We start from the raw sequence: 14,851 nt of genomic DNA on the forward strand, positions 1-14,851 counted from the left end.
ATTTTTGAAAACGCTCAAATGAAATTTACCATTACATTTTTAGTAATTTTGTTTTTCAAGGAAGTACATAAAGGTGGCTTCGATAAGAATCAATGTCAAAAAAAAATATAATAGTGATTGGGGCTGGTGCAGCTGGTTATTTCGGTGCAATCTCGGCCGCTGAAAGTAATCCTGATGCGAAAATAACACTTTTAGAAAAAAATAGGACTGTTTTAAATAAAGTTCGTATATCTGGTGGTGGGCGTTGTAATGTTACACACGCTTGTTTTGATAATAAACAGCTCGCTAAGTTTTACCCAAGAGGAGGGAGCTTTCTGAAAAATTTGTTTACTCAGTTTAATGCCAAAAATACTGTTGAGTGGTTTGAAAAACAAGGAGTTAGACTAAAGACGGAGCCAGATGGCAGGATGTTTCCCGATACTGATAGTTCTGAAACAATTGCTAGTTGCTTGGAAGAAAAAGCTAAAAAGGTAGGTGTAAAAGTCATTACCTCTACTAGCGTTAAAGCTATATTAACAAATGAAAAAACAGTAACAGGCGTTGAATTGCTTGGTGGCGAAACATTGCCTTGCGATGCACTATTGATAACTACGGGTGGAAATCCCCAAAAAACTGCCTATCAATGGCTAGCTGATTTAGGTCATCAAATTATCGAACCTGTCCCTTCTTTATTTACTTTCAATGTCCCAGATTCTCTTTTTACTGAACTTTCGGGGGTGAGTGTGCAGAATGCATCTGTAAGAATAGCAGGGAAAAAGTTGCAACAAGAAGGTGCTTTATTGATTACACATTGGGGTTTTTCAGGACCAGCTATTTTAAAACTTTCGGCATGGGGGGCTAGAGAATTAGCCGAAGCAAATTATGATTTTACAGCACTGATTAATTGGAATCCTGAGTTTTCAGAAAACCAAATGAGAGAAAACTTTTTATTACAAAAAAAGGTAAGTCCGAAGAAAATCATCCAGTCGAACCCACAGTTTTCAATACCCTCACGGCTTTGGAAAAAACTTTGTGAACTTTCCGATATTGATGAAACACTTCGCTGGATAGATATTTCTAATAAATCAACCAATAAATTAATTGAATATTTGCTGAATTGCCCACAGAAGGTGAAAGGAAAAACGACTTTCAAAGAAGAATTTGTTACTTGTGGAGGAATAAATTTGGCAGAGGTTAATCCGCATACGATGGAAAGCAAGTACATTAAAAACCTATTCTTTGCTGGGGAAGTCTTGGATATTGATGCCGTCACAGGAGGCTTTAATTTTCAAGCTGCTTGGACGACGGGCTTTGTGGCAGGCAAAAATATGTAGGATGTTCGATTCAAAAAGAATAAATAGTTATTTCAAAATCAGCTAATTTATACCGATATGTATTATCAACAAATAGTAAAAACCGCTGAATTTATTCAGCAACAAGTACCTGATTTTAATCCTGATTTTGGTATTATTCTTGGCACAGGTTTGGGTGCTTTGGTGAACGAGATAGACATCATAAAGAGTATTAACTATGCAGACATTCCACATTTCCCTGTGTCAACGGTTGAGTTTCATCAAGGCAAACTGATTTTTGGTAAAATAGGCACGAAACATGTAATTTGTATGCAAGGACGCTTCCATTTTTATGAGGGCTATTCTATGAAGGAAGTTACTTTGCCGGTGAGAGTAATGCAACAATTGGGTGTACGTCAGCTAATCGTTTCAAATGCTTCGGGAGGAATGAATCCAGCCTTCAAAGTGGGCGACTTAATGATTATCCAAGACCACATCAGTTTGTTTATGCCTGAAAATCCTTTGACAGGCAAACATATTTCAACCTTTGGCGACCGTTTTCCTGATATGTGCGACCCATATGATTTATCTTTAATCAGCAAAGCAGAAGCTATCGCACAGTCATTGGATATACCTGTTCAAAAGGGAGTTTATGTGATGGCTTCTGGGCCACAATTAGAAACCAGAGCGGAATATAAATTATTGAGAATGTTAGGCGCCGATGCCGTGGGGATGTCTACCGTTCCTGAAATTATCGTGGCACATCAGATGGGAATAAAATGTTTTGGGATGTCTATCATTACCGATATGGGGATTCCTGAAACCTTACAAAAAGCAAGTTTGGAAAAAATTATTGCTGCTGCCAGTAAATCAGAACCATTGATGACGAAGATAATCAAGGCTTTAATCGAAGAAGCTTAAAAGTCATGCCATGAGTGGATTTTCTATTAGGGGGTGACTTAAATCCTATCAATTACCCACATCTTTTACAAAGTTGAAATGAAGAGCTGATTATTGATAAAATAGATTGAAATGGGCTTAAATCATCCTTCAAACCGAGCTTTGGTCGCCTCTTGTCATAGCTTGGCTACGTGAATTTCTTATCACTAGCGAGGGACTTAAGTCCCTCGCTAGTGATAAGGATATGATTATCAGGTGCTTATGGATATGTGGGTGATCAGTAGGACTTAAATCACCGCTAATAGAAAAGACGATATTTTCATTTTCAGACAATCTCCATTACATCTCTAATTCATCTAAAAATAACTGATAAGCACCTTTCAATTCTTTCAAGGCTTTTTCATTACCTACTTTTTGGGCTAAGGCGATGCCATCAGTATAAATCTTTTCCGCTAAATTCGTTTCTCCAAATTCCGAAAATAAAGCCCCTGCATGATAATAAGTCGGCAGATAGTCTGGATGATTTTTCAAGAGAAACAAATAAATATTACCTGCTTCTGTGGCATCTGATTTCAACAATTCAGTTGCCAATGCATAGTGATTAAAAGGGTTTTCGGGTTCTTCTTCCAGAAACTGTTTTAGTAAAGCTAATCTGTTAAATGACATTTGATAAAATATTTATAAATAATAGTATGCTTGCATACTATTATTAAAACTTTTCGTTATTATTGTGATGAAATAAGGAATACTACAAATTAAACCTTTAAAAGTTAAATTTATCATGTAATTCTTGAAACAAAACTCAAAAGATTAACAAAATAAACGATATACAATGAAAATTTTAGTTTGTGTAACAAGTGTACCCGACACCACAGCGAAAATTTCGTTCACGGACGGAGATACAAAATTCAATAAAGCGGGCGTAACCTATATTACTGGACCCTATGACGATTATGCACTTTCGCGTGCAGTAGAATTAAAAGAACAGCATGGAGGCACTGTAACAGTGCTGAATGTGGGTGAAGCAGATGCTGAACCTGTAATCCGTAAATGCTTGGCAATTGGTGCCGATGATGCCATTCGTGTGAACAGCGAGGCAACAGATTCTTATTTTGTGGCAAGCCAAATTGCTAGTATTGCTGCTCAGGAAAAATACGATTTAATTTTGATGGGACGTGAATCTATCGATTTCAATAGTGGCGTAGTGCATGGACTGGTAGCAGAAATGTTAGGAATTCCGTCTTTGTCACCTGTCATGAAACTGGATATTGAAGGTACTACAGCAAAAATTACCCGTGAAATAGAAGGAGGGAAAGAAGATTTAGAAGCTAGCTTGCCCTTAGTATTGGGCTGTCAGGAGCCTATTGCAGAATGGAAGATTCCGAACATGAGAGGTATCATGACGGCAAGAACAAAGCCTTTGAAAGTAGTAGAGCCAGTAGGTGAAGGTTTAACAAGTACAGATAAATATCAATTACCTGCACCAAAAGGAGCTTGCAAAATGATTCCAGCTGAAAATGCTGAGGAATTAATCACACTATTAAAAACTGAAGCAAAGGTTCTGTAAGTGATTAAAGGAATAATTGCAAATCCCTTAGGTTCAATTAATCTATGTAGCATAAAAAAAGTTGGGGTGCGAGTTAAAGTGTTGTACATCAAAATTTTGATTCACAACTCTTCACTCACAATTCACGACTCTAATTTACTTACATTAAAATCTGAAATAAAATGTCTGTTTTAATATTCACAGAATTAGATAATGGAGCGATAAAAAAATCTTCGCTCGAAGCCGTTTTTTATGGCTCAGAACTTGCTAAGTTGCAAGGTACTTCTGCTACGGTATTAGCCATTGGCGAAGCTTCTGAAAGTGAACTAGCGAAGGCTGGTAGTTTTGGTGCAACCAAAGTACTTCATGCTAATGATGCTCGTTTAGCCGTTTCAAATATTCAAGCTTATGCCTCTGTATTGACTGAAGCTGTTAATACCGATGGTGCTGATATTGTTGTGCTGGCAAAATCATCGTTGGGAGATGCTGTTGCTGCTAGGGTAGCAGGCAAATTAAAGGCTTCAATCGTTTCTAATGTAACGGCGTTGCCAAATTTAACCAATGGTTTTGTGGTAACTAGGAGCATTTATACAGGTAAGGCTTTTGCTAGTGTGTCACTGAAAAGTGATAAAAAAATCATAGCGATTAAGAAAAATGCGGTGAGTCCTGTGGAAACGGATGCTTTGGCTACTGTAGAAGTGTTTGCACCTGCGTTAAATGATAGCGATTTTGGTGTGAAATTAATTGAAACGCATAAAGCATCAAGCACTATTTCTTTACCAGAGGCCGACTTAGTAGTATCGGCTGGACGCGGATTGAAAGGCCCTGAAAACTGGGGCATTGTCGAGGACTTAGCGAATGCTTTAGGGGCAGCTACGGCTTGTTCAAAACCTGTTTCTGATTTAGATTGGAGACCTCACCATGAGCACGTTGGACAGACGGGTATCAAGGTTTCTCCTAATTTGTATATTGCTGCTGGTATATCAGGAGCAATCCAACATTTAGCGGGAGTCAATTCATCAAAAGTAATTGTGGTGATTAATAAAGACCCTGAAGCTCCTTTCTTCAAAGCGGCAGATTATGGTATAGTAGGAGATGTTTTTGATATTTTACCTAGACTGACTAAAGCTGTTTTGGCATCAAAATAAGTAACTTTACAAAGATTATTTCAAAGACCTGTGAAATTTAAATGTCACAGGTCTTTTATTTTGAATGAATATCCAGAAAACTTTTTTAAATTTATCGGGGTTTATATCTTTGTTACTTGCTAATGAAAACCCCAATTATTAAAAGCATATATTTGTAAAGTGGAAAAAATAAAATTAGAAATATTAGGATTGTCTCCTAGTTCATCTCAAACGGGTTCGTTCGCATTGATATTAGGAGAAGAGTTTGGTCCCAGAAGGTTACCTATCATCATTGGCATGTTTGAGGCCCAAGCAATTGCCATTGAAATTGAGAAAATCGAGCCTAATCGCCCGATGACTCATGATTTATTTAAAGCGTTTGCTCGTACTTTTCATTATTCAGTGAGTGAAATTTCAATAACGGACATCAAAGAAGGTGTCTTTTTCGCTAGAATTCATTGTACTGACGGTATTAAAGATACTTATATTGATGCCCGCCCGTCGGATGCCATCGCTATTGCTTTACGTTTCAATGTGCCGATTTATACCTTCGAAAATGTATTATCGGAAGCAGGTATTTCAACCAACGAGTCGTCGAAAGACCCTTTAATTGATGATATTGAACCAGAAATTAAGCCTAAAAAGACTTTTGGTGAGATTTTGAAAGAAAATCCAGTGGAACAGCTTAACAAAATGTTGCAAGAAGCCCTTGCTAATGAAGAATATGAAAAGGCTGCGAAAATTCGTGACGAACTAGATAAAAGAAATTAAACAAAGGATTCTAAAAAAAGCCATCTGAAAACCTCAGATGGCTTTTTGTTAAAAAGCGTTAATTGGCTTTCATTGCGATATAAAAATCGTAAATTTGTTTGTAATCTTTGCCTCAAGATGATATGGCTAAAATAAAAAAATTAGGAAGTACGCCGAATGTAATGGTCGTTATTAGCTTAACCATAGCACTTTTCTTAATCGGAATGTGCGGTTTGTTAACGCTGAATGCTCGTAAATTGGCCGAATTAGTTAAGCAAAACGTTGAGCTACAAGTATATTTAGATGACGATTTAACTACCAGCAAACTTGATTCAATTTACAAATTGTTGACCAAAAAGGAGTTTGTACTTTTAAAAGACAATTCTCCTCAAATCAATTTTATTTCTAAAGAAGTAGCTGCCAAACAATTTATTGAGGAATCTGGAGAAGATTATCGTAAACTTTTGGGTGATAATAATCCTCTTCATAACCTATATGCTGTAAAAATTAAGCAAGAGTATTTTAATGATGTCAAATTAAAAGAAATTAAAACAGCACTAGAAGTAATTCCTGGCGTTCATGAAGTAGCATATGTTGAAAATTTTGTGGAGGAGGTAAATAAAAATATTTCAAAGATTTATTTAGTACTCTCTGTTTTTGTATTGTTGTTACTGTTGATTATCATCATTTTAGTAAACAATACCATTAAACTATCATTGTATTCTCAGCGATTTTTAATCAGAAGTATGCAGTTAGTAGGAGCAACCAATGGTTTTATTCGTAAACCATTTATCATAAAAGGAGCCTTGCAAGGGTTGACTAGTGGTTTGGTAGCAAGCTCATTGCTTATTTTACTTCAACAACTAGCTGTTCGTAAGGTAGAAGGCTTGGTGCTATTACAGGAAATGGACAAAATGATTTATTTACTTTTGGGTATCTTGATTATTGGAACTTTGATGGGTATCCTAAGCACATTCCAATCTGTTGAAAGATATTTACGATTATCATTAGACGAGCTATATTAAGCATCAATAAAAAATCAACTTTCATTTGAAATTCAAAATAAAAATATAAAATGACTAATAAAGATAAACTCCCTTTTGGAAAAACAAACTACTTAACAATGTTGCTAGGAATAGCTATTATCCTTATCGGATTTTTTATCATGAGCCAAGATAAAGAAGAATTCGGCTTTGGATTTTTAGGTTTAACACTAGGCCCAATCGTTGTATTGGCAGGTTTTACGATTGAATTTTTTGCTATTTTAAGAAAATCCTAGTTAAGCAGATACTTATAAATGAAAACGCTCTTTAACGTATTGGTTAAAGAGCGTTTTTTGATTTATTATCAATACCTTTTAATCAACATTCATCATTTTTAAACAAACTGGATTGGGTACCGAAATCTCTTTTCCTGTTGATGTTAGCGTTCCTTTAATAGGGTCGCGTTCAAAAATAGTAATATTATCACTATCCTGATTGGCAATCAAAACAAATTTGCCCGTAGGGTCGATGATAAAATTTCTAGGTTTTTTGCCTAATACGCTTTGATTAGTGATATAAGTAAGTTTACCAGTTTTAGGGTCTATCGCATAAATAGCAATGCTATCATGAATTCTATTAGAGCCGTATAGAAACTTTCCATCAGGCGAAATATGAATATCTGCACAGGATTTCCCACCATTATAATCTGCGGGTAAGGTTGAAATAGTTTGGAAAGCCTTAAGCCCTCCCTTTTGATAATGAAAGCCTGTTATCTCTCCGCTTAATTCTTGTATCACATACGCAAATTTTTTGTTGGGATGAAAAGTAAAATGTCTTGGTCCAGTTCCATCTTGTACTTTTGTAAAAGGAGGATTGCCCGCAGTCAATTTTCCAGTAGTGTTATCCAGTTGGTAAGTAACAATTTTATCAATTCCCAAATCTGGTACAAATACATCAACGTTATTAGGAGCAATGTTAATAGAATGCACATGAGGTTTTTCTTGTCTTGTTTCATTCACTCCTTTGCCTTCATGTTGTATCGTCTGAATGGCAGTGCCTACGCCGCCATTACTTTCTACAGGTAAAACACTTAGGCTACCAGCCCCATAATTCCCCACAATTACCCATTTTCCTGTCTTATCAACAGCTACATGACAAGGCCCTGAGCCATTTGCTGACTGAGTACTCAATTGATTTAATACGCCTTTTGTTTTATCAAACTCAAAGGCATACACCGCACCACCATTGTTAAATTCACCAACAGAATACACATATTTTTGGTTGGGTGAGATAGCTAAAAAAGCAGGATTCTTCAACCCTTTCGTAATGCTGATTGCCTGATAATTTCCAGTTTCACTGTTGAATTTATAGACGTAAATTCCTTCGCTTTTTCCTGATGTATAAGTACCTACCAATAAATAAAATTCTTTGGGTGCTATGGGTTTGGATATGTTAGTAGCAAAAGCAAAAGATTGAAAAAGTACAAGCAGTACTAGCAAAAACTTAGTAATGATTTTCATGGAGAGAAGATTTAGGATGACTAATGATAATTTCTGAAAAGATAAGTATTTTTTGATTTTTACTTATAGAGTATTGTAGGGATTAATTTTTACTCAATTCTAACATATTATGTTGCAAGATGTCGTCTGGTTAGGATAGTGGGGTATTTTTTCTACATATTTTCATGATAATCTTTGGTACGATAATTTAAAAAAGAGATTTGATTAAAATATTAACAACAATCGCATGAAAAAACTATTATTCAGTGCTTTTATACTCGTTTTATTGGGTGTAAGCACTTCTGTAAAAGCTCAAGGGCAATACAAATCAGCGTTAGGTATTCGTTTAGGTAATACCAATGGTATTACATTTAAAACTTTTGTAAACGAAAAAAGTGCAGTAGAAGTAATTGGCTCATTCCGTTATGAAGGTTTTGGTTTAACAGGTCTTTATGAAGTACATGGCAGAGCCTTTAATTCTAGAGACTTTAATTGGTTCATTGGGGGCGGTGGTCACGTGTATGTTTGGGGTGATAAACGTCCAGGATTTTTAGATAGAAATCAAACTACCGTACTAGGTTTAGATGGTATCCTTGGCTTAGAAGCTTATGCAAGAACAATTCCTTTAGCAATCAGTTTAGACTGGAAACCTGCTATCAATATCGTTAATTATAGTAGTTTCTGGGCAGATGAAATCGCTTTGTCATTCAGATATACATTTTAGTTAGCTGAAAGCATACAAAAAAAGCCCTACGGAAGCGTACTTCGTAGGGCTCATATATATAGCTAGTTTGTTTCCTTAAATTTCTACTTCTATTCTTTTCTTGAAGCCTTTTCTGTGCCCATCAATAGGCATTACTATTTTCCACTGATTATTATAGTATCTCGCAACTATGTTATCTAAATCAATAAAATTGGGTAACATAATATGGCCAATAGTTTGTGGAACAAAATTATGTGCTTCTCCTTCCTCTGCTTTTTTCAACACTGGTTGCAAAGCATATAGCCACAAAATGTTGTTCTCTACGTCCATTTGTAAATGGTCTGCACTCAAACCCGCTACTTTTACAAATACTTCAAAAGCTTCTTCTGTTAGATTTACGTCAATATTTGGCTCAACTCTGCCACCGTTAAGTGTATTGCTAAAATCAATATCTGCTAGTATATTTTTCGGAATCTCTATTTTATAGTTGTTCATCTTATCACGCTTTAAAGGTTAAAAACATATTTGTTAAATATGTTTATTATATCCTTTCAAATCTTATACCAGCTCATTTTGTAAGACAAAATGGCTTGTTTTGCATGTTTGACAAGACATTTTGTCTAGTATGGAGGATTTTCTACAATAAATAAGTCATTTAGTGAACAAATAGCCTACTAGCATTTTTATTTGCTACTACATAGTATGTAACTTTATGGTTCATTTAAATGATAACTTCGATGACTTACCCTGAATTTAAGGCAACGCTAACTCATCCAACCCCACCGACCTCGGTTCATGAATTGTTAATTGCACTTTGGTATGATGCAAATGAAGATTGGGAGAAAGCCCATGAAATAGCCCAAAGCAATGAAGGTTCAAAAAAGTATGACCAATTACATGCCTACTTACACAGAAAAGAAGGTGATAATTGGAATGCCAAATATTGGTACACGCGTGCTAAATCAACAGTTTTTGTGGGTTCGCTGGCTCAGGAGTGGGAAATGTTAGTAAAGGAGTTTTTGACTCTATAAGTTTTGCCTACCTTTGTACAAAATATAAACTAATGCTATGTACGGCTATTTGATGAAGATATTCACCTGAAAGTCGGCGATTTATATATATTAATTATGACCAAAATTACCCAATACATCGAGCAAGCCAAAGGCAAAACGCTATTTTCAATTGAGATTATTCCACCAGTAAAAGGGGAAAGCATACAATCGTTAATGAGTAATATCGAGCCTTTGATGGAATTTAAACCGCCTTTTATTGAGGTAACGTATCATCGTGAAGAATTTTTAGAGAAAATTGTGAACGGTCAGATAGATAGAATTCCTATTCGCAAACGTCCAGGTACTGTCGGTATTTGTGCTAGCTTGATGAACCGTTTTAATGTTGATGCAGTTCCTCATGTGATTTGCGGAGGTTTTACCAAAGAAGAAACAGAAGACTTTTTATTTGATTTACATTATTTAGGAATTGATAATGTATTAGTTCTTCGTGGCGACCCTGTGAAGGGCAATCCCGCTTTTACACCCGAAAAAGGAGGGCATGCCTATGCAAGCGACTTACTGCAACAAGTAGTAAGAATGAACAAAGGTGAGCTCTTGCACGAAGAAACTCAAGCTTCGCCAACCAATTTCTGTATCGGTGTGGCAGGTTATCCAGAAAAACATTTTGAAGCACCTAACCTTAATACCGATTTTGCTTACTTGAAAAAGAAAGTGGAATTAGGGGCAGATTATATCGTTACACAAATGTTTTTTGATAATCAAAAATATTTTGATTTCGTAAAGAAATGTCGTGCAGAAGGAATTAATGTGCCAATTATTCCGGGTTTAAAACCTTTGGCAACAAAAAAACAATTGACAGTTTTGCCAAGAATCTTCCATTTAGATATGCCCGAAGATTTGGTAAAAGCAGTAGGACAATGCCAAACAGATAAAGACGTAAAACAGGTAGGAATAGAATGGTGTATTCAGCAATGTAAAGAATTGATAGCTTTTGATGCCCCAATCTTACATTTTTATACCATGAGTAAATCTGAAAGTACAAAAAAGATTGCAGCAGCAATTTTTTAAATTAAATTTTAGCGATATTAATGTATTTTTGAAGAAGAGTCTTTTTACATAATAAGGCTCTTCTTTTTGTTTAGTCTAGATTAAGTTATTTTGAAAAAATACAGTATTTTTGGTAGAACGAATGAATCCTCTTTTTCAATAATATAAAATTATCCATGTCAGTCTTAGTTGTTATGTCAAAGCATTTTTCAAAATGTTTGGTATAATAGTGGGCTCTTCACAAGTAAAGTGTTATGAATCATACATTTACTAAAATTTTTATCTCTCTTTTCCTTAAAAGAAATCTCTTTCTGAGTTTCGCTTTTTTGTGTTTTGGACTAACATCTTTATTGTATGTTGTAATCGAAAATGACAAAGGCAATACATTTGAAGAAAAATATTTATCTGATATTCAACATAAAGTTGTCAAAGAAATCCAAAAATCAAACCTTGATTTAGATAAAGTAAGCAGTATCATCAATAATCTAAAAGAAATTAGATTTGGATCACTGTTTACTAAAACCGAATACCCATACTTTATTTTCAATAATGGCAAATTGATTTTTTGGTCAGATAATCAGTTTGTTCCTGATTATTCATTAATCAAAGGGAATTATACCACAAAAGGACTATTATTAGAAACAGGTAAATCAATAGTAAATCGCAGAGTAATAACAATTGGGAAAAATAATATTGAGGTTTTCTCTGTGTTGAATTTGTATTATTCAAATGAATATAGGGTTAATGGACTGCGTGAACAATATAATACCAAAATTTTCAGGACGGACGCTCAAGATATATCTATTACACCTTCTTCCAACAATCACCTTAATATTTATACCGCATCTAGGCAATTCTTATTTTCCATTGCGACAGAACAAGGCGACAACTTTCAGATTTATATCATTTCAACTTCGGTAATTGTTAGTGGTTTACTAAGTGTATTTTTTGCAATTATTTACTTATTTACTTGGCTTTGGTATTTAAACAATAGCCATCGACATGGCCTAGCTTTTGTTATATTATTAGGGTTTGTGATTGTATTAAGAAGTATCTCACTTTTTTATTCAATACCTTTTTCACTTTACCAATCAGACCTTTTTAATCCTAAATATTTTAGTTCATCTATTTTATCTCCATCGTTGGGCGACTTAATTATCAACTTACTGATTTTTGTGTTCTTATTAATTTACTTAGTGAATTATTATTACAAAATGAGGGCTTATTTATGGTTGATGAATTTGCCAAACCTTATTAAGAAAATTAGCACTGTAGTATTATTGATAGGTAGTTTTGGCCTTACTCAGTTTATATATGGCCTTCTTGGTGATATATATGAAAAATCTAATAATGAGCTTAGTTTGGCTTTAAACATCGATATTTGGGAAAAACCGTTGGTATTGTTTTCATTATTAGCCTATGTATTGATTGCACTGATTTACTTTTTAAGTAGTCATTTCCTAATTATCTTGATTATTAAACTAAATAGACGCAACGATAAATGGATGTATATTTCCTTATTGATTGCTTTGTTGTTTACTAGTCTTCTTGTTTTTATTTTCTCAAATTTTAGTTTTTTTGTTTTTGGACTTTACAGTATTTATTTGGTTGTTCTTTTTTATACGTCATTTCCACGCTATTTATATACTTTCCGTTACCAAACCTCCATTTACTTCTTTGGTGGGGCATTGGTATGTGCAGGCATAGGCAACTATGTGGTTTATCAAGAAAATATTCAAGAAGATTTTAATCATAAAAAACAGTTTGCTAAACGCTATTTCGATGAGAATGATGAAAAAGCGGAGTTTCTTTTAAACAAAGCAAGCCTTTCAATTAGCCGAGATTCGGCAATACTTGATTTGATGAAATCCGATTTTCTACCGAAAGAACAAGTAGGGAATTATGTAAAACATAATTTGTTGGATAATTATTTTTCTTATTACGATGTGCAAGTTTTTGTTTTTGATAGTACTGGTAAGTCATTGGATAATAACGATGAAATAGATAATTATCACACTTTCGAGAAGATGTTTAGGTTGCCAAAATATAGCACAAAAAATGAAGAAATATATTTTGTAAACGACTTAGAGGCTTATTCCAACAAACAGTATTTCGATTTTATCCCGCTTTTGAATAAAGAAAATACTTCTGCGGGGTATATTATTTTAGATTTAAAGCGAAAAACACAGCTTTCTAACGACATTAATAGTGAATCTCCAATTTTTACGGGGACGAAGCTAAAAGCCAATGCCTATAGTTTTGCGGTATATGAAAATGGAAAGATTATAAAAACAGGTGGGGAAGGTTTTAATTATGAAAGAAAACTATCTAGCGATGTGCTAAAAGGGGGAGAGGTTTTTCAAGAGGGAGTAGAAGAAAATGGTTATAGACATATTGGCTTTGTTAATAACAAAGGTAAAGCCATCATTGTTTCTTCAGAATCACAAAGTATTGCTTCAATCTATGCCAATTTCTCATTCTTGTTTTTGATATTAGTTTTTACCATCATTATCGTCATCTTGTGTTATGCCTTACACTACGGCTTTTCGATGATGAATATCAACATTGCTAGTAAGATTCAAATATACCTCAATATCGCGTTTTTGTTACCTTTGATTTTGGTAGTAAGTATTACCCTGACCATTATCAGCGCCAAGTTCTCGGAAAGCCAGCAAGACGGCTACCTAAATCAAACAGAGAGCATAAGCATTAATTTAATGCCCGCAGTTGATAGATTCGTTCAAGGCAAAATGAGTAAACAGTTTTTGTCTGATACGATTAATAGTATTTCTACAAGTACCAAAAAATACATAAGTGTTTTTGATACCAAAGGTCATTTGTTGGCTAATAACAAACCATTCAGCTTCGAAAATGGCTTTCTTTCTAATTATATCAACCCAATAGCTTATATCAAGCTAATGGAAGAAAAGGACGCTAAAGTGATGTTGGATGAAACCATCGGCGATTTATCTTTCAAGACTTCCTACTTAAAGCTAAAATCCAATGAGGGTAAATTACTCGGGATTGTTTGTATACCATTTTACGATTCAAAAACATACTTTACCAAAGAGGTAAGTTCCGTAATTGGCTCAATGCTGAATACGTTCACTACCATTTTCTTAATTTTACTATGGTTTTCATACTTAGCATCTAATGTATTGATTGTTCCGTTGCAGATGATTACCAATAAATTAAGGAAAGTCGATTTAAGCAAGCCTAGCGAACCACTTTCATGGCGTTCAGATGATGAAATAGGTGTATTAGTGAAAGCCTATAATGAAATGTTGGTAAAGCTTGAAGAATCTAAAGTAGCCCTGACTGATGCGAATAAACAATCTGCATGGCAACAAATGGCTAAACAGGTGGCTCACGAAATTAAGAATCCCCTTACACCAATGAAGTTGTCTTTACAATTGCTTTGGCGTAAGCTTTCAAGAGGAACAGAACTAGATTTAGCACAAGTTAAAGACCAGATAGAATCGTTAACTGGGCAGATTGATAACCTTTCCTATATTGCTACTTCTTTTTCAGATTTTGCCAGATTACCAATCCCTAAAAGTGAGGTATTTGATTTTGCTCAAGAGACTAGAAAAGTTGTGAATTTATTCACAGACGACTCTCAGTTAGAATTAAGAATGATTGTCCCAAACAAAGCCGTAAAAGTAATTGGTGACCGTCAGCTAACGGGGAATATCATCAAAAATCTGATTATGAATGCCATTCAATCAGTGCCAGCCACTAAAATACCTGAAGTAATGATTGTGGTTGAGTTAGGCATTGAAGCCGTTACTTTCAGTATTCAAGATAATGGGATCGGAATTAGGGAAGAACACCGTGGAAAAATATTTATGCTGGACTATTCAACGAAAACCCAAGGCTCGGGTGTAGGTTTAGCCTTAGCAAAATGGGTAGTAGATAATGCCAAAGGAAGTATTTGGTTTGAAACTGTAGAGAACCAAGGAACTACTTTCTTTTTTACCTTGCCATTAGCCCCTTAATATTGATGGAAAGA

14 protein-coding genes are annotated in these 14,851 nt (G+C 34.8%); 11 read left to right on the forward strand and 3 right to left on the reverse strand.

Annotated elements, in window-relative coordinates; all coding sequences use genetic code 11:
- Positions 1 to 92 precede the first annotated feature (92 nt).
- Together J2Y60_RS14255 and J2Y60_RS14260 are read left to right on the forward strand one after the other, a co-directional pair.
- Positions 93 to 1,313: an NAD(P)/FAD-dependent oxidoreductase gene (locus J2Y60_RS14255; RefSeq protein WP_309918940.1), complete on the forward strand. Its 1,221-nt coding sequence runs from the start codon at positions 93 to 95 to the stop codon at positions 1,311 to 1,313.
- 57 nt (positions 1,314 to 1,370) lie between these two features.
- Entirely contained in the window at positions 1,371 to 2,192 is an 822-nt protein-coding gene (locus J2Y60_RS14260) for a purine-nucleoside phosphorylase (protein ID WP_309918944.1), read from the forward strand.
- A gap of 318 nt (positions 2,193 to 2,510) precedes the next feature.
- On the opposite strand, the gene J2Y60_RS14265 is transcribed toward J2Y60_RS14260, so the two are convergent.
- Entirely contained in the window at positions 2,511 to 2,837 is a 327-nt protein-coding gene (locus J2Y60_RS14265; RefSeq protein ID WP_309918947.1) for a tetratricopeptide repeat protein, read from the reverse strand.
- Positions 2,838 to 3,003: 166 nt separating this feature from the next.
- On the opposite strand from J2Y60_RS14265, the gene J2Y60_RS14270 reads away from it, so the two are divergent.
- From J2Y60_RS14270 to J2Y60_RS14290, 5 genes are all read left to right on the forward strand, one after another.
- On the forward strand, positions 3,004 to 3,738 hold the full coding sequence (locus J2Y60_RS14270) for an electron transfer flavoprotein subunit beta/FixA family protein (RefSeq protein ID WP_309918950.1): 735 nt from the start codon (positions 3,004 to 3,006) through the stop codon (positions 3,736 to 3,738).
- 161 nt (positions 3,739 to 3,899) lie between these two features.
- Positions 3,900 to 4,865, forward strand: coding sequence for an electron transfer flavoprotein subunit alpha/FixB family protein (locus tag J2Y60_RS14275; protein WP_309918953.1), 966 nt, complete (start codon positions 3,900 to 3,902; stop codon positions 4,863 to 4,865).
- 159 nt (positions 4,866 to 5,024) lie between these two features.
- Positions 5,025 to 5,615 (forward strand): bifunctional nuclease domain-containing protein, encoded by a 591-nt coding sequence (locus J2Y60_RS14280; RefSeq protein ID WP_309918956.1) that lies wholly within the window; start codon positions 5,025 to 5,027, stop codon positions 5,613 to 5,615.
- 122 nt (positions 5,616 to 5,737) lie between these two features.
- Positions 5,738 to 6,619, forward strand: coding sequence for a permease-like cell division protein FtsX (locus J2Y60_RS14285; protein WP_309918959.1), 882 nt, complete (start codon positions 5,738 to 5,740; stop codon positions 6,617 to 6,619).
- Between the two features lie 50 nt (positions 6,620 to 6,669).
- On the forward strand, positions 6,670 to 6,873 hold the full coding sequence (locus J2Y60_RS14290) for a DUF3098 domain-containing protein (RefSeq protein WP_309918962.1): 204 nt from the start codon (positions 6,670 to 6,672) through the stop codon (positions 6,871 to 6,873).
- Positions 6,874 to 6,951: 78 nt separating this feature from the next.
- Here the strand turns inward: J2Y60_RS14290 and J2Y60_RS14295 are convergent, their stop codons facing one another.
- Complete coding sequence (locus tag J2Y60_RS14295) at positions 6,952 to 8,097, reverse strand: lactonase family protein (RefSeq protein WP_309918965.1); 1,146 nt, start codon at positions 8,095 to 8,097, stop codon at positions 6,952 to 6,954.
- 226 nt (positions 8,098 to 8,323) lie between these two features.
- Between J2Y60_RS14295 and J2Y60_RS14300 the strand changes: the two genes are divergently transcribed.
- The gene (locus tag J2Y60_RS14300) at positions 8,324 to 8,800 is read left to right on the forward strand and encodes a hypothetical protein (RefSeq protein WP_309918967.1); all 477 of its coding nucleotides are present in this window, start codon (positions 8,324 to 8,326) and stop codon (positions 8,798 to 8,800) included.
- Between the two features lie 75 nt (positions 8,801 to 8,875).
- Here the strand turns inward: J2Y60_RS14300 and J2Y60_RS14305 are convergent, their stop codons facing one another.
- On the reverse strand, positions 8,876 to 9,274 hold the full coding sequence (locus J2Y60_RS14305) for a hypothetical protein (protein ID WP_309918969.1): 399 nt from the start codon (positions 9,272 to 9,274) through the stop codon (positions 8,876 to 8,878).
- Positions 9,275 to 9,516: 242 nt separating this feature from the next.
- On the opposite strand from J2Y60_RS14305, the gene J2Y60_RS14310 reads away from it, so the two are divergent.
- The 3 genes from J2Y60_RS14310 (at position 9,517) to J2Y60_RS14320 (ending at position 14,837) form a co-directional block, all read left to right on the forward strand.
- Positions 9,517 to 9,810: a hypothetical protein gene (locus tag J2Y60_RS14310; protein WP_309918972.1), complete on the forward strand. Its 294-nt coding sequence runs from the start codon at positions 9,517 to 9,519 to the stop codon at positions 9,808 to 9,810.
- A gap of 96 nt (positions 9,811 to 9,906) precedes the next feature.
- A complete protein-coding gene (metF, locus tag J2Y60_RS14315) occupies positions 9,907 to 10,860 on the forward strand; it encodes a methylenetetrahydrofolate reductase [NAD(P)H] (protein WP_309918974.1) in 954 nt (317 codons plus the stop codon).
- Between the two features lie 233 nt (positions 10,861 to 11,093).
- On the forward strand, positions 11,094 to 14,837 hold the full coding sequence (locus J2Y60_RS14320) for an ATP-binding protein (protein ID WP_309918976.1): 3,744 nt from the start codon (positions 11,094 to 11,096) through the stop codon (positions 14,835 to 14,837).
- The last annotated feature ends 14 nt before the right edge of the window (positions 14,838 to 14,851 follow it).

Origin of the sequence: Arcicella sp. BE140 (genome assembly GCF_031456255.1) — a bacterium.
Lineage (GTDB): Bacteria > Bacteroidota > Bacteroidia > Cytophagales > Spirosomataceae > Arcicella > Arcicella aquatica.